The organism is uncultured Pseudoteredinibacter sp. (genome assembly GCF_947500695.1).
Lineage (GTDB): Bacteria > Pseudomonadota > Gammaproteobacteria > Pseudomonadales > Cellvibrionaceae > Pseudoteredinibacter.
The window spans coordinates 12,061-36,100 of the sequence record NZ_CANMSS010000011.1 but is presented as its reverse complement, the minus strand read 5'-3'; the positions used below and the strand labels follow the sequence as shown (position 1 = coordinate 36,100).

At 47.3% G+C, this 24,040-nt stretch carries 20 protein-coding genes; 10 read left to right on the top strand and 10 right to left on the bottom strand.

Going from position 1 to position 24,040, the window contains the following annotated elements; translation table 11 throughout:
• Positions 1-44: 44 nt before the first annotated feature.
• A complete protein-coding gene (locus Q1A08_RS17440) occupies positions 45-845 on the bottom strand; it encodes a crotonase/enoyl-CoA hydratase family protein (RefSeq protein ID WP_299775507.1) in 801 nt (266 codons plus the stop codon).
• 130 nt (positions 846-975) lie between these two features.
• Here Q1A08_RS17440 and mnmH point away from each other — a divergent pair, with 130 nt between their 5' ends.
• The 4 genes from mnmH (at position 976) to selD (ending at position 5,380) form a co-directional block, all read left to right on the top strand.
• The gene (mnmH, locus tag Q1A08_RS17435) at positions 976-2,037 is read left to right on the top strand and encodes a tRNA 2-selenouridine(34) synthase MnmH (protein ID WP_299775273.1); all 1,062 of its coding nucleotides are present in this window, start codon (positions 976-978) and stop codon (positions 2,035-2,037) included.
• A 48-nt stretch (positions 2,038-2,085) separates the two neighbouring features.
• Positions 2,086-2,469 carry a glutathione S-transferase N-terminal domain-containing protein gene (locus Q1A08_RS17430; protein WP_299775271.1) on the top strand — a complete coding sequence of 128 codons (384 nt, stop codon included), beginning with the start codon at positions 2,086-2,088 and terminating at the stop codon, positions 2,467-2,469.
• 306 nt (positions 2,470-2,775) lie between these two features.
• Entirely contained in the window at positions 2,776-3,090 is a 315-nt protein-coding gene (locus tag Q1A08_RS17425) for a hypothetical protein (RefSeq protein WP_299775269.1), read from the top strand.
• A gap of 85 nt (positions 3,091-3,175) precedes the next feature.
• Positions 3,176-5,380 (top strand): selenide, water dikinase SelD, encoded by a 2,205-nt coding sequence (selD, locus tag Q1A08_RS17420; RefSeq protein WP_299775267.1) that lies wholly within the window; start codon positions 3,176-3,178, stop codon positions 5,378-5,380.
• Here selD and Q1A08_RS17415 read toward each other — a convergent pair.
• On the bottom strand, positions 5,367-6,233 hold the full coding sequence (locus Q1A08_RS17415) for a PhzF family phenazine biosynthesis protein (protein WP_299775265.1): 867 nt from the start codon (positions 6,231-6,233) through the stop codon (positions 5,367-5,369). The two genes, selD and Q1A08_RS17415, sit on opposite strands and share 14 nt — an antisense overlap.
• A gap of 251 nt (positions 6,234-6,484) precedes the next feature.
• Complete coding sequence (locus tag Q1A08_RS17410) at positions 6,485-6,823, bottom strand: MerR family transcriptional regulator (protein WP_299775263.1); 339 nt, start codon at positions 6,821-6,823, stop codon at positions 6,485-6,487.
• Positions 6,824-7,270: 447 nt separating this feature from the next.
• Here Q1A08_RS17410 and Q1A08_RS17405 point away from each other — a divergent pair, with 447 nt between their 5' ends.
• Positions 7,271-8,809, top strand: a complete 1,539-nt coding sequence (locus Q1A08_RS17405; protein WP_299775261.1) for an alkaline phosphatase D family protein — start codon at positions 7,271-7,273, stop codon at positions 8,807-8,809.
• A 144-nt stretch (positions 8,810-8,953) separates the two neighbouring features.
• Entirely contained in the window at positions 8,954-12,178 is a 3,225-nt protein-coding gene (locus tag Q1A08_RS17400) for an amidohydrolase family protein (protein ID WP_299775260.1), read from the top strand.
• A gap of 90 nt (positions 12,179-12,268) precedes the next feature.
• Here the strand turns inward: Q1A08_RS17400 and Q1A08_RS17395 are convergent, their stop codons facing one another.
• A complete protein-coding gene (locus tag Q1A08_RS17395; protein ID WP_299775258.1) occupies positions 12,269-13,345 on the bottom strand; it encodes a DUF2817 domain-containing protein in 1,077 nt (358 codons plus the stop codon).
• A 17-nt stretch (positions 13,346-13,362) separates the two neighbouring features.
• Positions 13,363-13,851, bottom strand: coding sequence for a MarR family winged helix-turn-helix transcriptional regulator (locus Q1A08_RS17390; protein WP_299775256.1), 489 nt, complete (start codon positions 13,849-13,851; stop codon positions 13,363-13,365).
• Positions 13,852-14,143: 292 nt separating this feature from the next.
• Between Q1A08_RS17390 and Q1A08_RS17385 the strand changes: the two genes are divergently transcribed.
• From Q1A08_RS17385 to Q1A08_RS17375, 3 genes are read left to right on the top strand one after another with little or no spacing between them, the layout of a single operon-like run.
• Positions 14,144-14,278, top strand: coding sequence for a hypothetical protein (locus tag Q1A08_RS17385; protein WP_299775254.1), 135 nt, complete (start codon positions 14,144-14,146; stop codon positions 14,276-14,278).
• A gap of 21 nt (positions 14,279-14,299) precedes the next feature.
• A complete protein-coding gene (locus Q1A08_RS17380) occupies positions 14,300-16,321 on the top strand; it encodes a TonB-dependent receptor (protein WP_299775505.1) in 2,022 nt (673 codons plus the stop codon).
• 11 nt (positions 16,322-16,332) lie between these two features.
• Positions 16,333-17,145, top strand: a complete 813-nt coding sequence (locus tag Q1A08_RS17375; RefSeq protein ID WP_299775252.1) for an alpha/beta hydrolase — start codon at positions 16,333-16,335, stop codon at positions 17,143-17,145.
• Between the two features lie 55 nt (positions 17,146-17,200).
• Here the strand turns inward: Q1A08_RS17375 and Q1A08_RS17370 are convergent, their stop codons facing one another.
• The 3 genes from Q1A08_RS17370 to Q1A08_RS17360 all read right to left on the bottom strand — a co-directional run bounded on the left by Q1A08_RS17370 (position 17,201) and on the right by Q1A08_RS17360 (position 20,537).
• On the bottom strand, positions 17,201-18,193 hold the full coding sequence (locus Q1A08_RS17370) for an LLM class flavin-dependent oxidoreductase (RefSeq protein WP_299775250.1): 993 nt from the start codon (positions 18,191-18,193) through the stop codon (positions 17,201-17,203).
• A 26-nt stretch (positions 18,194-18,219) separates the two neighbouring features.
• Positions 18,220-18,858 (bottom strand): glutathione S-transferase family protein, encoded by a 639-nt coding sequence (locus Q1A08_RS17365; RefSeq protein WP_299775248.1) that lies wholly within the window; start codon positions 18,856-18,858, stop codon positions 18,220-18,222.
• A 152-nt stretch (positions 18,859-19,010) separates the two neighbouring features.
• The gene (locus Q1A08_RS17360) at positions 19,011-20,537 is read right to left on the bottom strand and encodes an amidohydrolase family protein (protein ID WP_299775246.1); all 1,527 of its coding nucleotides are present in this window, start codon (positions 20,535-20,537) and stop codon (positions 19,011-19,013) included.
• Positions 20,538-20,694: 157 nt separating this feature from the next.
• Here Q1A08_RS17360 and Q1A08_RS17355 point away from each other — a divergent pair, with 157 nt between their 5' ends.
• A complete protein-coding gene (locus Q1A08_RS17355) occupies positions 20,695-21,621 on the top strand; it encodes a peptidylprolyl isomerase (protein WP_299775244.1) in 927 nt (308 codons plus the stop codon).
• A 587-nt stretch (positions 21,622-22,208) separates the two neighbouring features.
• On the opposite strand, the gene Q1A08_RS17350 is transcribed toward Q1A08_RS17355, so the two are convergent.
• Complete coding sequence (locus Q1A08_RS17350; RefSeq protein ID WP_299775242.1) at positions 22,209-23,780, bottom strand: PepSY-associated TM helix domain-containing protein; 1,572 nt, start codon at positions 23,778-23,780, stop codon at positions 22,209-22,211.
• Entirely contained in the window at positions 23,777-24,040 is a 264-nt protein-coding gene (locus tag Q1A08_RS17345) for a hypothetical protein (protein ID WP_299775240.1), read from the bottom strand. The genes Q1A08_RS17350 and Q1A08_RS17345 overlap by 4 nt, the downstream gene beginning before the upstream one ends.

Sequence of the window (24,040 nt, the reverse complement as noted above, 5' to 3'; positions counted from 1 at the left end):
CACTATTCGCTCAGGGATGAGCGGTTTTCCTTAAAATATCAAATTTAGATATCCGAGAAATCTCCACCACGACCTTTACCTGATGCAAAGCGCGCTGCACCAGAGCTGGCCAAGCCAAGATCTACCACCGGGCGACCACGATTAAACTCCAGAGTTAAACCTTCTTCAATACTGCCATCGAATGCTTGATAAGCCGACAGGCGATCAGCTCGCAGACACTCTTGTGGAAACTGACAAATAGACAGCGCTAATTTCTCAGCCTCTTCACGCACAGTACCCTTTGCCACTACCCGGTTCGCCAAGCCCATTTGCAAGGATTCTTGAGCATCTACTGGGCGGCCAGTAAGAATTAAATCCATCGCGCGACTTAAGCCAATAAGACGCGGTAAACGTTGGGTACCACCATCAATAAGGGGAACACCCCAGCGGCGGCAGAACACACCAAAGACAGCGTCTTCTTCCATAACACGCATATCACACCATAGCGCCAACTCCATGCCACCGGCCACGGCATGCCCCTCGATGGCCGCAATAACAGGCTTGCTAAGCAATAGACGCGAAGGTCCCATCGGGCCACTATCATCTAAGCTGACAGCTTCGCCCTTAATAGGCGCAGGATCTACCATCGGGTTAGAACCGTCCATACTCGCTACAGCTTTTAGATCAGCGCCAGCACAGAAGCCACCATCCCCATAGAACACGGCCACCTTGGCCTCATCGTCCTGTTCAAAGGCCATAAAGGCTTCGGCCAATGCTCTAGCGGTTGGACCATCCACAGCATTTTTAGCATGGAGGCGGTCAATGATTATGGTGCTGACAGGGCCATTCTTTTCTATACGTACCATCACCTATTACTCTTTTTATCCTATTAATAAATTAAGTGTAACATAGACTACTCATTTGAAGTCAATTCAGCCCCATTAGCGAGTCTGGTACAAGCCTTGTTACAATTACGCTTTTTGGCTCGAGCGCATTATGTTTGTTGATGATTATCAGAAGATTTTTCTATCGGATCGCCCCATGCTGGACGTTCGCGCGCCAATAGAGTTCGAGCAAGGACATTTCCAGCACGCCCAAAACAAGCCCTTGCTAGATAACCAGCAGAGGCAGAGCATTGGCTTATGCTACAAAGAGCAAGGACAAGACGCTGCCATTGAGATGGGCTGGCAGATGGCCACCGAAGAAGTTATTGAAGCGCGTATCAATCACTGGGCCGAGTTTACCCGAGCAAACCCCGAAGGCTGCCTGTATTGCTTTCGCGGAGGCCTACGCTCGCGCTTTAGTCAGCAACTTCTCCAGCAACATGGCATCGACTACCCGATCGTTAAAGGTGGCTATAAGGCGATGCGCCAATTTTTGCTACAGGAGCTTAAACAAGCTTGCCAAGAAGCACCCTTAATCATTATTGCCGGCCCTACGGGCAGCGGTAAAACTAAGGCGATAGAGCAAATCGAGCGCTGCATCGATTTAGAAGCTGAGGCTTGTCACCGAGGCTCTGCCTTTGGGCAACTGCTTAACGCTCAGCAACCCGCTCAGATAAGCTTTGAAAACAATATCAGCCAGCGTTGGCTTAAGCTCGGCAGAGAGAGAGCGGTGCTTATGGAGGACGAAGGTCGCTTAATTGGCCGCCTGAACCTGCCGGATTACCTACAAGCCGCCATGCAAAAGGCCCCTCTAGTCCAAATAGAGGAACCTTTAGAGCAACGTTGCCAGTGGGTGATTGAAGATTACGTGCTAAGCCCGCTGCAACATATCTCGCTAGAGGAATTTAGCCACAACTTGAGTGCTAATTTGTACCGTATCCGCAAGCGCCTAGGCGGTTTACGCTATCAGGCACTGCAAAAAGAGTTCGAACAAGCCTGCCAAAGCTGGTCTAAACAGCAAGAAGCCAGCGCCTTTTATGGCCCCATTGAGCAGTTACTTCGCGATTATTACGACCCAATGTACAAATACCAGTTGCAACAGCGGCAGGGACAAGTACTATTCCGCGGTCGCTGCCAAGAGCTGGTTGATTGGTGTCGCGAGCAGAACCTTTAAACGCCGCAAGGCACAAGCAAGACGTTAAGCACATAAGCAGGAGTAAACATGGCCCTCATTCGCTGGATCTTAGGTCGCATTATTCTATTATTGAATGCCATATTCCGCCCCAGTAAGCGCCCACTGAGCCCAGAGGCGAAAGCCGCTCAACAAGCTGCAGCTGGCAATCTTGCGCTATACCAATTTGCGGCCTGCCCATTCTGCGTAAAAGTACGCCGCGAGTTGCGACGCCTTGATTTAGAGCTGCCACTGCGTGATGCCAAAGGCTCTGAGCTTTACCGCTCTGAACTAGAGCATGGCGGCGGCCGCATCAAAGTGCCTTGCCTACGTATCGATGAAGGTGAAAACAGCACTTGGCTGTATGAATCCAACGATATCATCGATTACCTACGTGAGCGTTTTCCGGCCGAAGCCCAAGAAAGTGTCGCCTAAGTTTTAATAGGCACCAATCCTAGCGGGGGACGAGTCGTTCCCTCGCGAAACCCCTTTCCTCGATCTGATTTTTTCTTCTACCTTAATTTCCAGCTCATGCCTTAGCAGTCCTATTCTGCACACTTATTCCGCTGACTGATCAACAAATGAGCATTAAGCTAGTTACTAAGCATTAAGCTCCAGTTCATTGAAAATCAATAAGTATTAGATTTTATGTGACGCTAGTCACGTCAGTAATTGCCGCCTCATGTTGTAATTTGCGGCCTTAACCGATCCGCCAATGATAAAAATGACAAGGGGCCATCGATGGGCACTTTAGATAGAAGTTGGAACTCGGAAACGGAATTCGCGTTCAATAGTCAGCAGGAAGCTCTTTACCCAATGTTACTGCGCATGCAGCAAGATTTTGATTTCAAAATCGTCGTGCAAGCGGGTGCCTACTTATTAAGTACGCGCGAATATCTTGATATCAGCAGTGTAGAAGTTTCTCCCCCCTTCCAAACACTAGAAGCCCTAGAGCAATACATCAACAAGAACATGGTTGATATTTTGTACAGCTATTTGTTCGACATTCCAAGCCAAGACGTTAAAGAGCTGCCGAGCGCATACGCTATTGCTTAAACCTTAAGCAGCCTATCAGCAAGGGCCGATGTTCTAATCGGTCTTGATCAAGCATTTATTGATTGCACTGTCGTATAATCCAGTCATGGACAGTGCAAACTATATCGATATTATTCTCGTCGGCGGCGGTCACGCCCACGCCCAAGTTATTAAAATGTGGGGCATGAAGCCTGTGCCCGGCGTTCGGCTCAGCTTAATTAGCCCCAGCAGTTACACCCCCTACTCTGGAATGCTACCAGGCTTGGTTGCTGGGCATTACAGCTTTGAGCAAAGTCATATTGATTTAAGGCGCCTTTGCCAATGGGCCAATGTACGTTATATCAATGAGCAGGTTCTCGCCGTTAACTGTGATGAGAAAAGCTTAAGCCTTGCAGCACAACCCGATCTCGAATTTGATTACCTTTCAATTAACACGGGTATTACTCCAGACCTCAATATCGAAGGGGCGAAAGAATATGCCATAGGGGTAAAACCGATCAGTCAATTTTATCAGAAATGGCAGCAACTTTTACAATATGATCACAGCGTCATCAGCATTGTTGGTGCCGGTATCGCGGGTATTGAACTTAGCTTAGCGATGGCGGAGCGGCTCAAAAAAGAAAACAAGACTGCCGAGCTGCAACTGATTTATCCGCAGCAGCAGCTACTGCCCAATGCACCAGACAAGCTACGCAAACATTTGCAAAAAGCGCTGCAAGAATACCAAGTAGAGTGTTTTCCTAATCATCGCGTCAATCGTTTTACTGCATCAAGCATCGAATGCTCGTTAAATGGCGAAACAACAAATCTCTCCTCAGATTTTCACTTACTATGCACTCAAGCCAAACCAGCGAATTGGGCACAGGAATCTGGTATAGAGTGCGACGAAGAAGGTTTTATTTTACTGAACGATAGTTTGCAGTCGATCAGCCACCCTTGGTTATTCGCAGCGGGCGACACCGCCCAACAAATTAAGCACCCAAGGCCCCAGGCCGGAGTCTTTGCCGTACGTCAGGGCCCAACTCTATTTAAAAACTTAAAGCGTATCGCCCAAGGGAAAAAACTTAAGCAGCACAAACCCCAAAAAGAATTCTTAAAGCTGATCAGCCTAGGTAAAAAATCAGCAGCTGCCAGCCGTGGGGATAAATCTGTATCCAAGCCAGGCACGACGGAATCTTTAGTGTGGCAATGGAAAAACCGCATCGATCGAAAATTTATGGCGATGTTTGAAAAGCTTCCAGCTCAGATGCCGAGCCACAAGAAAAAGGGCAAACATAAGATAAATATTCCTGAAAGCCAGCGACTACCCGATATGCACTGCGGCGGCTGCGGTGCCAAAGTAGCCGGCGATGCCCTAAGTAAGATTCTTAATCAACTTAAAACTAGCCCCGCACTCGATCAAAGCAACCTTGGTGAAGATGCTGCACATTTAAATATCAACACAGAAAAACAAATCTTCCAGAGTGTCGACAGCTTTCACGGTTTAGTAAGCGATCCTTTTGAACAGGGGCGAATCGCTACCCTACATGCCATGAGCGACATCTTTGCTATGGGCGGCAGAGCGCACAGTGTACAAGCCTTAATCAGCATCGCCCATGCCGGTGAGAATATTGTAAATCGAGACCTTAAGCGAATACTGCAAGGTGTTCTTTACGAATTAGAGAGACACAAGGCATTATTGATTGGCGGGCACAGTAGTTTGGCAGAAAACAGCCAAATAGGATTGGTGGTTAATGGCCATACCGAAAAAAACAACAAGCTATTGAAATCAGAATTGCGCGAGGGCGAGCAACTAATCCTAAGTAAAGCCCTAGGTCACGGTTTAATTTTTGCCGGCCAACAAAGCCTAACAAGCAAAGGTCCATGGCTAGATGCAGCGATTGAGCAAATGCTGCAATCGAATTTTAATGCAGCCCAACTCGCGATCGAATACGGCGCATCAGCCTGCACGGATATTACCGGCTTTGGTTTAGGCGGCCACCTATTAGAAATGCTGAGCAGCAGTAATCTTAGCGCAAATATTTACAGCTCTAAACTGCCCTATCTCGAAGGTGCGCACAGCCTTATTGAACAAGGGGTTCGTAGCAGTCTGTACCCCCAGAATATGCGTGAGATAACAAAACACTGTGCTGGCAATGCCCCAGAAATATTGGCAGACCCACAAACTAGCGGTGGTTTGTTAATGTCTGTTTCTGCAGATAAATCTGAGGCCTTAATAAATTCGCTTAAAGAACAAGGGTATAATTACAGCACCCACATAGGCACTGTAATCCCGAAAGGCGAGCACTATATCAATTTTACTGAACATTGAGATTTCTCGTTTCAGATACGGCCGCATGACCACCAGCCATCAATGATTGAATACTACCTTGATGTAACTCGAGTTTGACGGTGATTTGACTGGGCGATGCCGGAGACATGGCATAGCCTTGCTCGATCAAAAACTCACTTTTATCGATAGCCTTTTTCTCATACAAGTAGCAAGCCAAAGGCCCTGCCGCCATACCGGTTGCCGATTCTTCTTCAATTCCATAACGCGGAGCAAACATTCTTGCAGTGGCATCTGCGGAACCGGTATAACTTTCACGACTGAAGATATAAAAACCGATTAAATCGTATTTCTCTGATAGTGCTTCAACTTTCTCTTGATTGATATTCAGTTGTTCCAATGTGCCCTGGCTATCCACTTCGGCAATCAAAAAGCTATTTCCGGTATTGACGATCAAGGGCTCTGAAGACAACTTGGTTTCAGCTATGTTCAAAGCCGCAAGAATTTCTTGCCTGTCTTTATTAACCGAAACAAACATTGGGGCTATCTGCTCCATAAATGCGGCACCGGAAACCAGCTTAACAGCCCTGTTACCATCAATGGTTTCTTTGGAGCTTTCACTATTTTTTAATAAGCCTTGCTGGGACAGATAGCTAAAGGTGGCAACCGTTGCATGACCACAGTGGGCAATTTGTCGGGTAGGGGTAAAGAATTCCAATTTGATGTCGGCCACATCCGAGTGCGAGACGAATGCCGTTTCGGATAGGCCCACTTGTGCGGCGATTTCTAGTTTCTGCTCCTTTGAAAAGCGATCCGCATCTAAGACTACCCCAGCTGGGTTGCCGCCACGCCCATCTACTACAAAGGCATTTACAATCGAGACATCAATATTCATGGGCGTTTCCTCTACAATTTACTTACTCGCTTTTTACCTTTTAGCAAGCATCGGGTGATCTAGTAAGTGCCCGCCAGCACCATTCGGTTTGATCAACAGTGGTATTTGAAGTAGTGCTGACGAGCCATTGTAGACTAGCAACTTAGAGCATACTCTAAGTCAAAGGCCTTGATAAAACTTAGGCCTTAAATTGCATATCTTTGCAGATAGGGGCTCACTTGTCGTTTGAGTTTGCGGTTTTGGTAATACATTTAATTAGACAGGCGATTTATTTTTTCTTCGGTGACGTCGATATAGTGGTCGATATTCTTTTTTTGTTCTTCTAATTTCTCTAGATGTATTCTCAATGCCACTAAGGCGTCTTCGTTGCGCCCTTCTATAGAGGCTGTTACGTAGCCTTTGATATCTCGCAGTGACATACCAGAATTTTTCATGCAAGCCACCCAGTTAATCAACTCTACGTCGGTATCTGAATAGTTACGATGGCCGCTGCTGTCCTTTTTTGGCAGTTCCAATACGCCTTGCTTTTCATAGTAACGAATGGTGTGCGCGCTAATGCCGGTAAATTCGCTGACTTCTTTGATTTTCATTGATTTACTCGCCGAGTTGTGATGTTGATATATTTTCAAGTTTAACAATAACTAGCCAAGATGTTTGAAACAAGCAGCAATGAGGCCTGACCGTTTTTAGTCCCTACAAGAGCTGCCCTAGAACGCGCTTAAACCATCCGCGGGCGCTCGGGTCGCGGTGTCCATACCGCTTTACGGTTCTAGATCAGCTCTTGTAGGAACTAAAATCTACTTAGGCTATATAAACCCACACAGGTAGGTAAAGAGTCCATATACCCATGCAAAACCTTCAAAAGCAAGGACGCTTTTGGAGAGCCCCCAGGGATGGGTTCACGGCGCGTTTTGCATGGGTATATGGACTCTTTACCGGTTCGAAGGGAACACACAACAAAGAACAATCCCCAACATATTACTGTAAGATACCGTTATTAAGATGATTATAGAGCCTGAAGATACAAGAGCCTCAACATGATAAAAAGACGACAGTTTCTGCAGCTTGGTAGTATTGGAATCGCCAGCGTACCGGCCAGCGCCAGCATTAGCGCCCTATCACAGCGCCCGGAAATACAAACCGGCATCAGCAGTGGTGATGTTAGTCAGAATGGTGCCGTAATATGGGGGCGTACCGAAAAGCCATCATTAATGTGGGTAGAGCTTAGCAAAGATCCGGATTTCAAACAGAGCCTACGCTTCGCCGGCACCGCTGCATTAAAGGAAACTGACTTTAACGCCAAAACCTACCTACGAGGTTTAAACCCGGCACAGCAGTATTTTTATCGCGTGCAATTCGAAAGCCTAGACAAACCGGGCCTATTTGGTGATATACATCAAGGGCAATTTAAAACAGCCCATAAAGATACCGGCCGCATTCGCTTTTGTTGGTCAGGAGATACCGCCGGGCAAGGTTACGGAATTGATAGTAGTCGAGGCGGCATGCACAGCTATGCTGAAATGTTAAAACGCGAGCCCGATTTTTTAGTGCATTGTGGTGACTTAATTTATGCCGACGGCCCCATCCCCAGCGAGATAAATTTAAAAGATGGCAGCACTTGGAAGAATGTAGAAACCCAAGGCAAAAGCAAAGTTGCCGAAACTACCCAAGAGTTTCGGGAAAACTATTACTACAACTTTCTTGATCCCAAATTTCGCCAGTTTCATCAGCAAGTAGCTAGCTACCAACAATGGGATGACCACGAAGTTGTTAACAACTGGTACCCCGGCGAACAACTACTCGATGATAAGCGTTACACCGTAAAAAGCGCCTCACTACTGGCCGAACGCGCACGTCATGCATTATTAGAATGTAACCCCATAAGCCTAAACGCCAAAGATCCAAGACGAATTTATCGCAAGGTTAGCCACGGCCCTATGTTAGATATCTTCTTCTTGGATATGCGCAGTTATCGCGGCCCCAATAGCTTAAACCGACAAGAGAAAGCCTCAGCAGAAACCGCCTTCTTAGGAGAAGAACAGCTACAGTGGCTAGAGCAATCGCTAGCTGATTCAAAAGCCAGCTGGAAAATTATTGCCAGCGACATGCCCCTCGGGCTGAGAGTTACAGAATGGCAAAGTGAAGTGGCCGAGAATGCTGCCAATGGCGATGGCCCAGCGCTAGGGCGCGAATTAGAGATAGCACACTTACTGGAGTTTATTGCCAAGAAAGATATTCACAATGTGCACTTTATAACCGCCGACGTGCATTATTGTGCCTCCCACTATTACAACCCCAACAAAGCGCAGTTCAAAAACTTCAAGCCCTTCTGGGAATTTGTCAGCGGCCCCCTTCATGCGGGCAGCTTTGGCCCCGGCGAGCTGGATAACACCTTCGGCCCAGAATTGATATTTAAAGGCATACCCGACGATATGCCGCCCAATTCGCCACCATCAGACAACTACCAGTTCTTTGGTGAGATTGAAATTGATGGCTTTGAGAATACCATGACAGTGAAGCACTTTAACCGCCTTGGCAAAGAGCTTTGGCGTAAGACCTTAAGATCAGAAGCATAAAGTTCGGCAAAAACCCTCCAAACAGAATATTCAACCAGCCAAACCGAAGACCATAGCAGCAACTACGGCTTCGGTAAGCGGCTGGACGCCACATTATCCCTGCCGCCATAATAAGCTCGACTTTCTAACAGCAATAAGAAGACTATGATGAAACTCCGCTTATTGGCTGCCGGCATTAGCGCAGCCCTGATGTGCAGCAGCTTAACCCTACCTCTGGCCCACGCGGCCGACAAAGCCAAAGAAGACGAGAAAGCCAAGTGGGACGTTAACGCCCCCCAAGGTGAGTTTATCGATGCCAATATCGACGTGCGTGAAGGCACCTGGATGAACATCGATGTCAGCCCCGATGGTAAAACCATTGCCTTCGACCTGCTGGGAGATATCTATACCTTACCGATTGGCGGTGGCGAAGCGACTGCACTAATGACCGACATCGCTTGGCAGATGCAGCCAAAATTCAGCCCAGATGGCAAACACATTGCCTTCACCTCCGACCAAGGCGGTGGCGACAATATCTGGATTATGAATAGCGATGGCAGCGGACAAACCGCCGTTACCGATGAAACCTTCCGCTTGCTAAATAGCCCAGCGTGGAGCCCAGATGGCGACTACCTAGTGGCTCGTAAGCACTTTACGGGTACACGCTCATTGGGCGCCGGCGAAGTCTGGATGTATCACAAAGCTGGTGGCAAAGGCTTGATGCTTACCAAGCGCCCAAATCAGCAAAAAGATTTAGGCGAGCCAGCCTTCTCACCGGATGGCCGTTACGTTTATTTTTCACAAGATGCCACCCCTGGAAAAACCTTCCACTACAGCAAAGATTCTGAAAAAGGCATTTATAAAATAAAACGCTATGATCGCGAAACCGGCGAGATCAGAGTGATTCTTTCTGGTCGTGGTGGCGCTATTCGCCCAACCCCTTCTAGAGACGGTCGCTATCTTGCCTATATTGCCCGTGAAGATTTTCAGACCACTTTGTTTTTACTGGATTTAAAAACCGGTGAGAAGCGTAAGCTTTATGACAAGCTTGAGCGCGATATGCAAGAAACCTGGGCCATTCACGGTGTATACCCAAGCATGGCTTGGACACCGGACAATAAAAATCTCGTGTTTTGGGCCAAAGGCAAACTGCATAAACTCAACATCGACAGCCTAAAAGCTGAGAATATTCCATTCCATGTTAAGGCCACTAAAAAGCTGCAAACCACTGTGCGCTTTGATCAGAACATTGATCAAGACAACTTTGACGTGAATATGCTGCGCAATGTGCAGATTTCACCGAATGGTAAGCAGGTTATTTTTGAAGCCTTGGGTCATATTTACAGCCGCAATTTACCAAATGGCAAACCGAGCCGTTTGACCAAGCAAAGCGATCACTTTGAATTGCAGCCGAGCTTTTCTCGCGATGGTAAGAAGATTGTATTTAGCACTTGGGATGACCAGGAGCAAGGCAGTATTCGGGTAATGTCGGCCCGTGGCGGTAAAGCCAAGCTCGTCACTAAAGAGCCTGGCAAATATGTTGAAGCCGCGTTTTCACCTGACGGCAAGCATATCGTCTATCGCAAAGCTAAAGGCGGTTACATTACTGATCCTAAGTGGGGCCTAAACCCCGGCATTTATCGTGTAAGCAGCAAAGGCGGCAAAGCTGAGTTAATTACCGAAAAAGGCGTATTACCTCAGTACGGTTCAGCCAATGATCGCATTTATGCCATGCGCCATGGCGAGAAGCCATCCCTGGTTCGCGTAAATATCAAAGACAAAAAAGAGCAGTCTTTATACGAAGGTAAATACGCTACCGAGTTTAAAGTTTCACCTGATGGTAAGTACTTGGCATTCGCTGAGCGCTTTAAAGTCTTTGTAACGCCGTTTGTAGAAAGTGGCCACTTAATTACCATTGGCCCGAAAGCGAAAAATCTTCCAGTAAGAAAGCTCTCCGTACGCGCTGGCGAAAACATCAGCTGGAACGCCAAAAGCAATGAGCTATATTGGAGCCTAGGTGCCGACCTTTACCAAGCCGAGCTACAAGGTTTGTTTGATGTAGGCTCCTCCGATGCTAAAAACAAAGAGACCTTAAACAAAGAACCTATCGTTACCGCCATTGGCTTTAATCAAAAGGTTGATGTTCCTAGCGGTAGCATTGCCTTTGTTGGCGGCCAAGTACTCACTATGGAAGATGGCGATAAAGTTATCGACAATGGTGTGGTACTCGTTGATGGCAATCACATTGTTGCGGTTGGCAAAGCGGGTGAAGTGGAAATCCCTAATAACGCAAAAACTATCGACATTTCTGGCAAAACCATTATGCCAGGCTTGATCGATGCTCACGCCCATGGTTCACAAGGCAGCAATGAAATCATTCCACAGCAAAACTGGAAGAACTACGCTGGCCTAGCATTGGGTGTAACCACAATCCACGACCCATCAAATGACACCACCGAGTTTTTCAGCGCTAGCGAATTACAAAAAGCCGGTAAGATTGTAGGCCCGCGCCTCTATTCTACCGGTACTATTTTGTACGGCGCCTCTGGCCCAGGTTACACCTCCCATGTGGATAGTTTGGATGATGCCAAATTTCACCTGCTGCGCTTAAAGAAAGCGGGCGCCTTCTCAGTGAAGAGCTATAACCAGCCACGTCGCAATCAACGCCAGCAAGTTATTCAAGCAGCGCGCGAATTAGAAATGATGGTCGTGCCTGAAGGTGGGTCTTTGCTGCAACATAACCTAAGCATGGTAGCCGATGGTCACACAACCTTAGAGCACTCTATCCCAACAGAAAAAGTTTACGACGATATTAAACAATTCTGGACAGCGGGCGAGATGGCATACACGCCGACCTTGGTGGTTGCCTATGGTGGTATTTGGGGCGAAAACTATTGGTACGATAAAACCGAAGTTTGGAAGCACCCACGCCTAAGCAAATATGTACCGGCCGACGTTTTAGCTAAGCGCGCCATGCGCCGACCAACCGCGCCTCATCATCACTACAACCATATTACGGTTGCTAAAACCGCTAAGGAACTGAACGACATTGGCATCCTCACCAATATTGGCGCACACGGTCAACGTGAAGGCTTAGCTGCTCACTGGGAGCTTTGGATGTATGCTCAAGGTGGCATGGAGCCTATGCAAGCTTTACGAACGGCTACCAGCAACCCGGCTAAATCTCTTGGTTTAGATAAGCACATTGGTTCTATCAAGAAAGGCAAACTTGCTGATTTGATTGTAATCGATGGCAATCCATTGGAAGACATTCGCCAAACGGATCGTGTTGATTTGGTGATGGTTAATGGTCGCTTGTTCAATGCAGAGACTATGGATGAAGTCGGTAATCGCGACAATAAGCGTGAAGCTTTTTACTTTGAGAAATAAGTAAGTCGACAAACCTCTTCAACCGCCGCGACGCTCTGTCGCGGCGGATTATTTCAGATACATCTTCAATTTTAGCCGCAAGCTAAAACGCTAACCCAAACTCACTCCACCAAGTCCTCGCACGGCTCTTTTACAGTGCTTCAGCGCAAGCTGCCAAACCTCGGCTTCCCAAGCAGGGTGATCAATTGCAAATGCTGCCCTCAATCGTTTACTAATTTCCTGTCTTAATTCTGCATCACAATGAGGATTAAAACCGAGCCAGTTATCATCAATCAGCGCACGGGCGACTTTTTCGAAAGGTTGGGTACCAAACTCTAAAGCTACCGAGACATTGGCGATCCCCTGCTCATCAAGGTGTTGCCCCAAATTACCCTGTATCGCCTCTGCATTACTTTGCGCTGAGCCCGGTACAAACACATCTCCAAACCAAGCTTGCGCCAATGCCACCACGGCTTCATCTGGTCGACCAGCATAAATAACCTCGCACTCACCCGCCTCTCCTAAGCCAGTGTGCATATCCAAATGAACAACAAACTTATAGCGAGCTGAGAGTGATTTAACAATATGGTGCCAGTTGTCACGCGACCAACTCTCGGCTGCGCCACCATAAAAAGTGCAATCACTGCGATCGTATTGCCCGCCCATCATTGCAGCCTGAAAATTTGTCTTACCGTGCTCGGCAATGTAACCCTCTACCTTTTTGTGAATCGCGTCTAGATCACTGCCCTGCCAGTTACCAGGGAAAACTTCCTGAGCCATAGCTAAAAAGGCTTCATTAACAGCAGGAGTGACTGAAAAGTCAGCGAAGTTTCGATTTAAGTCGATATTACTTTCATTGACCCGACGACCATAAGAAAAACCGTAAGGATTTAAACCATGTACAAACACTACCGCAGTATTTTCTGGGCAGCTATCGAGAAAGTCTGAGCGCAACAGAGCACACTGAATTGCGGATCCGCAGTAGCCCTCGATACCATGTACTGCAGAAGAAACCAGCAAGCAACGATTCGCACTAAAGCGCCCGTAAAAAGCGACATCGATAGCGAGCTTCTCTCCGTTAATACCCAAACTATCAGGCATAACATAGCTTTCTACATACAATTCTCTTTCTTGGCAAAGCGATAGAAATTCTTCGCGGGCAGCCTGGTAACTCTGGGCTAGTTTCATATCCAAAACCTTTCTACTTAGTCCTTGATTTTGTAGCTGTGGCAAAGATCATTTAATTTCGACAGTGTGCTCATCAAGGTTTGCTTTTCTTCAGCACTAATAGCTGAATCCAAATGACGCTCGAAATCCTGCATTCGATCGACAAGTGCTAGAGCCGCCTTTTCCCCTTTCGCGGTGACCGCCAAATTTTTTCGGCGGCGATCCTGACTATCTTGCTCTACAGCTAGTAGGCCTTTCTTAACCAAGGAACTTACATTGCGAGTCACCAATGCCTTATCGATATACAAGTGCTCGATAAGGTCCGAGGGTGATGAAGCCTTACCCGAATAAATAAAGGTCAAGATTCGAGACTCACCTTGAGAAAGCGCTTCTACCGCGGCCACATCCTTAGCCTGATTGGGTTTGCCCACCCGATACATAAGCATTTCGGTCAGAACAATTTGAAAAGGGATGTACTTGTCGATATCAAAATCCTGCTGCTGGTTTAGCTGATCTTCTGTTGTCATATTCAGTCGCTCATAACATTTTGTTTTTATATTTTTACTACTTATAGCGTTTAAGCCTCAAAACAAGCTTTCCATTATAAAGAAGGATGAAGCTTCGCCATTTAAGTGCTTTTTCTGAAAATCTCTGTTTTCTCAAATTTATTGTTTACACAGTAAACTATATTAGTTTACATTGTAAAGCATAATAATTATCCAGGACGGTATTTATTGTGAAATAGATACCCGAGGACGACTTAGCCGCCAGCCCTAATCAACATGAAATGCTGGCAAGATAATATCGGAGGATATTCCTGTGAGAACGATAAGCACCATGATCAATAGCCGCCCTTTAAGCTTTAAGCTCAGCGCATTGGCTTTGGCCACAGCGATAAGCAGCCAAGCGCCAGCCGCCAATCTCATCGAAGAGGTAGTGGTTACCGCGCAGTAACGCGCCGAAAACGTACAGGATATCCCCATCGCCATCAGTGCCTACTCAGGTAATAAACTTGAGCAAGCCGGTGTGGAGAACACCATGGATCTACAAGTGATTGATCCAAGCTTGGTATTCACCACTAACTCAGTAGTTGGCCAGCCCTATCTGCGCGGTGTGGGTACCGATATTTTCTCCCCTGGCGCTGAGTCCAGTATTGCGACCTTTATCGATGATGTTTACCAATCGCGTTCTTACTCTTCGCTGCAGGATTTCTTTGATGTTCAACGTGTAGACGTGGTTAAAGGCCCACAAGGTGTGCTGTTTGGTCGTAACGCCGCTGGTGGAGCCATTAGCTTCTACTCCAACAAACCAAGTGATGAGCTAGAAGGTAAGCTTTCGGTTGGCCTTGGTAACTACAGCAAGCAACGTATCGAGGGCATGCTTAATGTGCCTTTAATCGAAGATAAGCTGAACTGGCGCATTGCCGGTATGACCAGCCGTCGTGATGGTTATGTGGAAAACCTACACAGCGGTACCACTCTGGATGATGAAGATTATATTGGCCTTCGTAGTCATCTACAGTTCTACCCAAGTGATGACTTAAGCTTGCTTCTAAGCGTTAACTACAGCCGTGAAGACAGTACTCGTAATTTGGGCATCTATGTAGATACCAGCAGCGGCTCAAGCATTGCTGATGGTTTTGGTGCTATTCGTTACGACGATCCCTACAAAGTCGCCATTAACGAAAACAGCAGAAACTTCTCGGAATCTCTTGGCGTTAATCTAAGCGCTGAGTTGCAATTGGATGGCAGTATTATTAAGTCGATCACTTCCTATCGCGATGCGGAAGCTGAAGTACACTTGGACTTAGATGGCTCGCAACTCGATTATGCTTCTAACTCACCCAACTTTGGCTCTGAAACCATTACCCAAGAAGTGCAGTGGATTTCAGACAATGACAGTAACTTAGAATGGGTGACAGGAATATTTCTCCTCAAAGAGCAGGCAGACCAACAGCTGAACGTTGCTCTTACTTTCCCAGTTCCCGGGCTTTCAGATTTGCTAGATCAACCAGATGGCAATGTTGTCACCAAGTCATTTGGAATTTTTGGTAACGCTAAATACACCTTCACGGATGAGTGGTCTTTGAGTGCCGGCCTTCGTTACAGCAAAGACGAACGGGAACTGGATTTTTTACAAACCATCATGACGGCCAGCACTAGACAAGTTTTAGCCAACAATGAGCTAAAGCAGGATGCCGATTATGAAGCGCTAACCCCTCGCTTAGTTCTAGAATATACGCCAGACGAGGACACCCTAGCCTACGCTTCGATCTCGCGCGGTTACAAAGCCGGCGGTTTTAGCACCAACACTTTTCAGTCCAACGCATTCGATTCTGAATATGTTTGGGCTTATGAGTTAGGCTTAAAGTCGACTCTATGGGAAGGGCGCGCGCAGTTTAACTCTGCCGTGTTTTACTATGATTACGATGATCTACAGCTAAACACCATTCCACCAGGCTCAGCGGTTGGCACTTTTCAGATTGTGATTAATGCAGCCGCCGCCAAAGTGCAGGGCTTTGAGTTCAGTTCTACTATTTTTCCAGTGGATGAGTTGGAATTAAACTTTTCGGCGCAAATCCTAGACGCAACTTTCGAAGATTTCTCAGCCCTCAACCCAAATGAGGTTGATAAGGGTGAAGTGGATCGTTCAGGCGCGCGCATGCCTCGCGCTCCAGAGCTTAGCTTAAGCTTTAGTGCCGAATACGAATGGCAAGTTGCTGATCGCCCACTTACAGCAAGAGTCGATGTTCGCCATGAGAGCGAGCAGTTTTTAGACCCATTCCAAGACAATGCCGTAGAACGTGATCAGAACACTATCATCAACGCCCGCGTGGGTTATGATTTAAGTGATGATATGCGCATCTCGTTTTGGGGGCGCAACCTTGCCGATAAAGAAGTGGTTCAATCTTCCATTCGCGTAGATGGCCTAATCGGTACCGTGCAATTTTTCGCACCGCCGCGCACTTACGGCCTAACATTTGAAATGAACTTCTAAGGTATCTGACTATGTCCAGCAACCGCCCTATAGAAAAGCATATTGCATTGCGCGGCAGTAACATCCATTACACCCGTAATGGCCCTGCCAGTGAAATAGCCATTTGCTTTTTACCCGGCTGGGGCGGCTCACGCTGGGTATGGGATTACCATGCCGAGTACTGGGCACAAAACTTTAGAACCTTAAATATTGATTTCCCTGGTTTTGGTCATTCGGCTTTACCACTGGGTACACGCACTGTTGATCAGCTTGCTAAAGACTTATGTCTCATCCTAGATGAAGAAGATATAAAGCAGTGCATTATCATCGGGCACTCTTATGGCGGCTTATTAGCACTTGCTATCGGCCAACTTCGCCCACAACAGGTGCGCGCTGTCATTGGGGCCGATTCATTTATCCACATGGATCTGTATCCACAGCAAGCCCAAGAAAAAATCGATGAAATGCTGGCGTACATCCGCCTTGATTATCAAGGTGCGCTGATGGAGCTGGGGAGCAGCTATCTTACTGAAAACTGCCACCCATCAATTAAATCGTCAGTATTGAGGGAGTTTAGAAGTAGCCAGCCAGAAGACGGCATAAAAATTCTGGCGATGTTTTTAAGTTACGATATGGGCAGCATTCTAGACAATTACCCGGGAAAAGTTGCTGCTATTGTTGATGGAAACAAATACGCCATTGAAAAAGAACGCTTTATTCCCGCCTTCTCCGAGCGCATTGATCTTACTGTTGTTGAGGGGAGCAATCATTTCTTGATGCTCGAAGAGCCAGAGAAATTCTCAGAATTACTAACTCCGCTGATTACAAAGTTCAGTTCGCTTTAGCCTTTCTTTGAAAGGCTTTTTTTTCTTAGCGCGCCAAAAAACTTCAGGCAAGAACTCAAGCAAGCTCGAATGCTTCCGCTAGTAATTTGTGCGACCTCAAACGATCATTAAAATCGTAACAAATACTCACTGTCATCAATTCATCAGCGCCATATTCATCGGCCAGTGCAAGCAGCTTTGCTTTGACTTGCTCAGGCGAACCAATGGCTGAGCTTTGCATACGCTGATTTGCAAAAGCCTCTTCTTGAGGACTAAGCTGATACGCTGCGGCTTCATCAGGCGAACAGATTTCAGTATCGCTTTTACCTGCAATAAACTTTAGATAGGACACCAAACGACTACGGGCCAAATAATGGGCCTGCTCTTCGGTATCCGCCACCAACACATTGACGGTTAAAGATGTATGAGGCATAGATAGGCGCCCAGGGCCAGCCTCATTTTGAAAACAATGGCGATAGTAAGCCAGAATGCGACCATCCATTGCTGGGTTGATAAACAAAGCAAAGTTATAAGGCAAACCCAACTGCCCGGCCAAGGCGGCGCTGTCTGGGCTAGAACCTAGCATCCAAAGATCAGGCGGACTTTCAGCTTGAGGTCTAAGTTTGGGCTGAAAGTTTTTATCGTAAAGAACTTCTTGTAACTTGGCTGTCTGCTCAGGAAAACGCGAGAAGTCTGGCTGACCATTTTGCGCCAGCAAACGCGCCGTTACCATATCGGTACCCGGCGCGCGACCAATACCTAAATCGATTCTTCCTGGATTAAGAGCGGATAAGCTCGCCCCTAATTCGGCGACCTTATAGGGCGTATAGTGAGGCAACATAATGCCGCCACTGCCAATTCGAATACGCTCAGTGCTCGCACCCAATGCTCCTAGCAAAACCTCTGGAGCACTGCCGGCCAAAGCATCAGTGCCGTGGTGCTCGGAAACCCAAAAGCGATGATAGCCAAGCTCTTCTACATACTTGGCTAAACGTAAGGTTTCACTAAAGGCCTGCTCGGCACTGCCGCCTTTGCGCAATGGAGATTGGTCGAGAACACTTAACTTCATAATTATTATCAATCAATAAATTGAGGTTAGCCGCCAAGCAATGCTTTTTCTTGAGCTTCGCGCTGCTGTACAACTTCCTGGCTGCGTACAAAAGCTACATAGGCCGCTGTTTTTGGCCAGCGCGAGGCATCCAATTTATAGCCACCGATCTCGGCATTAATAAACGGGGAAACCATGGCGATATCGGCAATGCTTAATTTGCCATCGGCCAAGAACTCGGCACCATTCACTACCGTTTCAACATAGTCCAGCGCTTTAGGAATGCTACCCGCTTCGGCTTTGGCAATAGCTTCTTCATTGGTTTCTAAGCCACGCATTGGCGCAACCACACGCTGAAAGAAAGGCACTAACAAGGCCTCTACCAATGCAGTATCTGCAAACTCTTCTAGCCAACGGGCTTCGGCGCGAGCCTCCACAGAAGATGGCATCAGGCTAGGCTCTGGGTAGCGCTCTTCAAGGTACTCGTTGATTACAGTGGAATCAGATAGGTTAAAATCGCCATCACTCAACGCTGGGATTTTTCCTAATGGACTGACGTCGGTATAGCCTTCTGGCAAGGCGCCAGGGAAAACCTGCTCATTCTCGTAGGCTACACCTTTGGCCTCTAGCACCAAAAGCACTTTGCGAACATAGGGGGATAAAATTGCACCATACACTTTTGGCATCGCGGCTTCTCCTTATAGTTTTGGAATGTTTGTTACAGTAGAGAAGCCGCAATATACCCTGAATAGACAGGTCAGTGCTGCCATTTTTTGGGTATTTCTGCCTGTTTGCTTACAGGCTTATTTTATAGTTCGCTTTAGCTCGAGCAGCGATATTAAACACCGGTATAGAAAATCACCTGCTGGGGCAATTTCTCGGTATTGATCACTTTACCTTTGGCCATCACCATAGATTGCTTACGAATATTGCGAATATCTTTTAGCGGGTTAGCATCTAGCAATAGTAGATCTGCGGACTTACCCACTTCTACCGTGCCGAATTGTTTTAGGCTGCGTGCTGCGATAGCGCCGTTTTTAGTCGCCGCTACAATAGCTTCCATTTCACTCATGCCTAACTCCACCAAGCCTTCGATCGCGAGCAAGCTACCAATACCCGCTTCTTGATCGATGCTCTTTGGAGATTTACGAAACTCTGGTGCTTTACCTTGGTAGTTATCTGTTGCGATGGTAACACGGCAGCCGGCTTTGATTAGGCGAATAGCATTGTCGCGCTCAATTTCATAAAACTCACCTAGGCGGCCATTACGTGCACGCTGCTCGGCGCTGGTCAATGGGGCGGGTGCATTTTCTAAGGCTTTCAGCGCTGCATTACGACGCTTCAAATGCTTCTCCCACATATCACCAGTAAAGGTGTTACTGCGCATTGCACAGATCACATCTTTTTCCACAATCATGTCGATTAAATCTTGCGGGTAGCGGCGGCTTAAAATTTCTGGGTGCTGAATTAAGTCGATGCCTGCTTCCACCGCCATTCGTAGAGCTTCTGGGCTAGTCGCATGGGTTTCGGCAACCAAGCCACGCTTGTGTGCTTCTTCAACAATCACTTTTTGTGTACGCGGCGAGAAGCCAATCAAAGACGGATAACCGAAGTGGCTGGTACCGCCATACTTCAAAAAGTTTGGCCCTTTATCCAAATATTCATTAATGGCTTTGCGCAGCTCTTCGGGCCCCATATCCATGGTTTCTTCACCAACACCTTGGGCAATGCTGTCATTCCATTTTTGCTGGAACAAGGTCAGATCAGATTCTTTAATCAGCGAGAAGGTTAAGGAAAACGGCCCACCCCAACCAATAATATTCCCGGCCACCAACATACGAGGCCCCACGGCTTTACCGGCTTCAATATCATCGCGCACCTGCATTAGTGGCATTAATGAGCCGTAACTATCACGCACGGTAGTAACGCCGCGCTTAAGCTGACGCTGCACAAATTCCAGCACTAGCTCATCATTACGCTCGCCGTATTTCACAACGGTTTCTTTACGGCGAGCATTGCCGTAAATAGAGGCATGCACATTGGTATCGATAAAGCCCGGCAGTAAATATTTACCCCGACCATCGATCACTCGTACGTAATCTGGCAAGCTCAAGCTGCCCGCATTCCCTAGGCCTTTAATCACGCCATCCTCCACCCATACGCTCTGGCGCTTTAGGGGCGAGCCGCCATTGCCATCAATCACGGTAACGTTGTTGATAGCATAGGCATGGCGACGTTTGGTCTCGGCCTGCGTTTGCCAGCTCAAAGTCAGCGCCACACAAAAGGCCGCCAGTAGGGCCACGGGCTTTATGGCTTTCGTTTTTACTGGGCTAGCGTTTTTTAGAAAGGAAAGACAATTCTTCATAGGGGCTCCATTTCGACACAGAGTTAGCTGCACGCTTAAGAATACAGATTGTATACAATATACGAACATTAGCATTAATGTTACTATCGAGCAAAGACTCAATCGGCAATCTGAGGAGCTTACCGAGCTCATCTTCTAGCCAAGCGCAGGAGCCAATATGAAAAACAATAAATACTCGAAGTTGAACACTACCGCGAAGCTAATCTGCTCTCTAACTGCCGCCACTTTATGCTTGGGTGCCGCCAGTTCTTTTGCTGATAAGAGCACTGATAAGCAGACTTCTAAACCTAGATCCCCTTCCGAGATTAGCGCTCAAGCCAAGGACAGTAGCTGGCGTGATATCGATAATGAAAACCTGCTACGCATGCAACTTGATACCGGCACGGTCTGGATTGAGCTAGCCCCGCAATTTGCGCCAAACCATGTTAGCAACACCAAGGCTTTGGTACGTGAAGGCTTTTACGATGGTTTAAGTATTTACCGTTTTGTTGAAGGCTTTGTTGCTCAGGGTGGTGATGCCTCTGAGGAGAAGGCTATCAAGAACGCTAAGCGTGCGATTAAGAGCGAGCGCTACACGAACAATAAAGTAGATTTTACTCCGCTACGCTTTAAAGACAGTTTTGCTGAGGACACGGGTTTTGTAACGGGCTTTGCGGCGGCTAAGAATTCGAAAGGTGAAAGTTGGATGGTACATTGCCCGGGTGCGTTTGCGATGGCCAGAAACAATCCGGTTGATAGTGGCGGTACGGAATTCTACGTTGTTCTTGGCCATGCCCCTCGTTATTTAGATAGAAATGTGACGGTCTTTGGTCGAGTGATTTCCGGCATGGGGGCTTTGTTATCTTTACAGCGTGATAAGCCGAAAGATGAAAGCAAGGAATACAATCCTATCCGCTCTGTGAAAGTGGCAGCCGATCTAAGCAAGGCCGAGCAAAAGAATTGGCAAGTTATGAAGACCGATTCTGCAGATTTTAAGGAGCTGATTCTGTCGCGAGCTAACCGACCTGAGGATTGGTTTGTAGAGCAACCGGGTGTTGTTGATGTTTGTGGTGTGACGGTGCCTAGTAGAGAAAGTGGATCCTAGTTTAATCAATCGAATTTTCTATAGGGATTCTAAGAGATCAATTAGAACTGACCGATTTCAGGCCGTAGGGTAACGGGCCTGGAACACGCTTAAACCATCCGGGGCGCTCGACTTCGCAGCGTGGATTCGCGCCGTCCGGGCGCTCAGCCTTCGGCCAAGCCCAAATCTCTTCCAGAGAGATTTGTCATGCTGCTCTACGGTTCCTGACCCGTTACCCTATGACATGAAATCTACAAAGCGATATTCGAATAGCTCTGTAAACCACTTGAAGCTGAATAATCAGTTCGCCTTAAAGTTAAAAAACTTATCCGTTTTCAAAAATATCGCAATAGTAGAATGTCATGAGTCAGAGAGGCTGTGCAGGGGCGTCTCCGACTCGACCAAATCCCTTGGAGGGATTTTGGGCTTGGCCGCAGGCTGAGCACCTGGACGGTGCGAATCCAAGAGGATCCGAGCTAGCATGGATGCTGCTTTTTGCGTACCCTGCGCTGCCTCTCTGACTCATGGCAGGCGGCCCAATCTGCACAATACAAATATAAAAAAGGCGTGAATAAACCACGCCTTTTTATGACTTAAAATTGCAGGCATTAACCAGCCAACACTACAGCCTCATCTGCAACATCTGACTTCAGCTGCAAACGCTGCTTCAAATAAAACGCCAATGCAGCCATTGACAGCAACACCACATCGGTACCCCAAGCTTGTGGCGCCCACAAAGAAAAGCCCTGACTTGCTTGCAACACAATATCAAACACAGCCGTAAGCGCTAGCAACATAGCACTCAGAGCCATCGACTGAACAAAGCCTGCTTGCATATTATCACCACGCCAAGCTTGCCAAGCGACAAATAGAAGGCCTAGTACAAAAGCAGCTCCGGAATACCAAATAGAGCTTGCCGCAAAACTTAGTGACGTAAAGGCCGGTAGCCACTTAACGAAGAGAGCTCCCGCAAAACCAAAGGCACTGGCAACTGGAACCGCGAGTAAACCCCAATAAACTACACGAGCCTGCCAATCGAATGGGCGACGGCGCAACCACAAATAAAGACCCGTAGCCGGCAGCAAACAACTTAGAATACCCAAAGCAAAGTAAATAAACTTCATCATAGGGCCACCAAAAGTTGCATAGTGCAAAGGCACAGAGGCTGAGTAGACTCGCAAAGCAACATTATCGTGAATGTAATCTACAAACTTAATTGGCTCACCAGTATCGGCACGGTATTTTGCAAAGCTATCAATACCCAAAGTTTCCGGATAACTGCCGTACACTAAAACGAACATATTTTTATCGCCAGGATAAACCGCCGTAACACGCTGAGGATTAAAACCTGCTTGCATATCCTCACGGGCCTTCGTCACAAAAGGTTGCATGGCCAGAATAGGCGCCTGCTCGTGAGACATTTTAGGATCTTTACCAAAGATATCCGCAATGGCAGCATCTTGATCGCCACCGTAGGCCACTAGTGCCATCATAATTAAAATGACACCCAGCAAGCCCAGCAAGGCCCCAGTGAAACCAATAGTGATATGGAAAGGTAGCGCCCAAAAACCAGATAGCTTATGGAGATCGCTCCACTTGTGACGATCTTTTTGATCGAAGCGTAACTGATCGGATTCGCGTCGCCAGTTTCGGTGAATCAAAATACCACCGACAGCCATCATCATAAAAATGACACCCAACACACCAATAGCGTAGCGACCCCAAGGGCTGGGCAGATAAAAATCTGTGTGGATCTCACGCACAATTTTACTGATGCCCATTTGTTGGTGCGCAATAAGCTCACCAGTGCTGCCATCCCAATAACTTAAATGCCAAGCCTCATCGCTTTCGGTATGGGTGTTACTCACCAAGAAGCGCTGCCCAGGGGTATCTTGGCGAACGTTGAAGACCTCGACATCGCGACCATCTTCACCACCAAAATCGGCAATGGCACGCTGCATAATTTTATCTATCGGCGCATCATCAAAACGGCCAGCAACGGGCCCATAAGCATTGGAAAGCTTAGCACTTTCCCAAATGGCGATTTCGCCGTGGAAGATACTGACTGTGCCACTAAAGCACAGCACAAAAATAAAAATACCAAGGGCTGCGCCCAGCTGCTTGTGGCTGCGCATTAAGCCTTGAAAGAAAGCACGCTGTTTGTTTTTTTGATCGCTCACAACTGCATACCTCCGATGGCTAGCAATAACAGACCACAGGCTACAGATAATAAAATCCATGCGCCGCGAGAAAATCGCTCGCGACTAAATAGCCACAAGCTAGCCCAAGCCCAAGTGATAGGCACCGAAAGGCCAGCCCAGAAGGTACGGTGCAAAGGTTTTTCTAAGGGTAAGAACTGCGCCATAAAAACCGCTGCAAACAAGGCAAAGATTAAGCCCAGAACGATAGCCGCGGTAAGTGCTCTAGCTGAAAATCCCAT

Bases quoted from the DNA above. Each gene is read 5' to 3' on its own strand.
- Q1A08_RS17440 (WP_299775507.1), bottom strand. From the start codon at position 845: ATGGTACGTATAGAAAAGAATGGCCCTGTCAGCACCATAATCATTGAC.
- mnmH (WP_299775273.1), top strand. From the start codon at position 976: ATGTTTGTTGATGATTATCAGAAGATTTTTCTATCGGATCGCCCCATG.
- Q1A08_RS17430 (WP_299775271.1), top strand. From the start codon at position 2,086: ATGGCCCTCATTCGCTGGATCTTAGGTCGCATTATTCTATTATTGAAT.
- Q1A08_RS17425 (WP_299775269.1), top strand. From the start codon at position 2,776: ATGGGCACTTTAGATAGAAGTTGGAACTCGGAAACGGAATTCGCGTTC.
- selD (WP_299775267.1), top strand. From the start codon at position 3,176: ATGGACAGTGCAAACTATATCGATATTATTCTCGTCGGCGGCGGTCAC.
- Q1A08_RS17415 (WP_299775265.1), bottom strand. From the start codon at position 6,233: ATGAATATTGATGTCTCGATTGTAAATGCCTTTGTAGTAGATGGGCGT.
- Q1A08_RS17410 (WP_299775263.1), bottom strand. From the start codon at position 6,823: ATGAAAATCAAAGAAGTCAGCGAATTTACCGGCATTAGCGCGCACACC.
- Q1A08_RS17405 (WP_299775261.1), top strand. From the start codon at position 7,271: ATGATAAAAAGACGACAGTTTCTGCAGCTTGGTAGTATTGGAATCGCC.
- Q1A08_RS17400 (WP_299775260.1), top strand. From the start codon at position 8,954: ATGATGAAACTCCGCTTATTGGCTGCCGGCATTAGCGCAGCCCTGATG.
- Q1A08_RS17395 (WP_299775258.1), bottom strand. From the start codon at position 13,345: ATGAAACTAGCCCAGAGTTACCAGGCTGCCCGCGAAGAATTTCTATCG.
- Q1A08_RS17390 (WP_299775256.1), bottom strand. From the start codon at position 13,851: ATGACAACAGAAGATCAGCTAAACCAGCAGCAGGATTTTGATATCGAC.
- Q1A08_RS17375 (WP_299775252.1), top strand. From the start codon at position 16,333: ATGTCCAGCAACCGCCCTATAGAAAAGCATATTGCATTGCGCGGCAGT.
- Q1A08_RS17370 (WP_299775250.1), bottom strand. From the start codon at position 18,193: ATGAAGTTAAGTGTTCTCGACCAATCTCCATTGCGCAAAGGCGGCAGT.
- Q1A08_RS17365 (WP_299775248.1), bottom strand. From the start codon at position 18,858: ATGCCAAAAGTGTATGGTGCAATTTTATCCCCCTATGTTCGCAAAGTG.
- Q1A08_RS17360 (WP_299775246.1), bottom strand. From the start codon at position 20,537: ATGAAGAATTGTCTTTCCTTTCTAAAAAACGCTAGCCCAGTAAAAACG.
- Q1A08_RS17355 (WP_299775244.1), top strand. From the start codon at position 20,695: ATGAAAAACAATAAATACTCGAAGTTGAACACTACCGCGAAGCTAATC.
- Q1A08_RS17345 (WP_299775240.1), bottom strand. From the start codon at position 24,040: ATGGGATTTTCAGCTAGAGCACTTACCGCGGCTATCGTTCTGGGCTTA.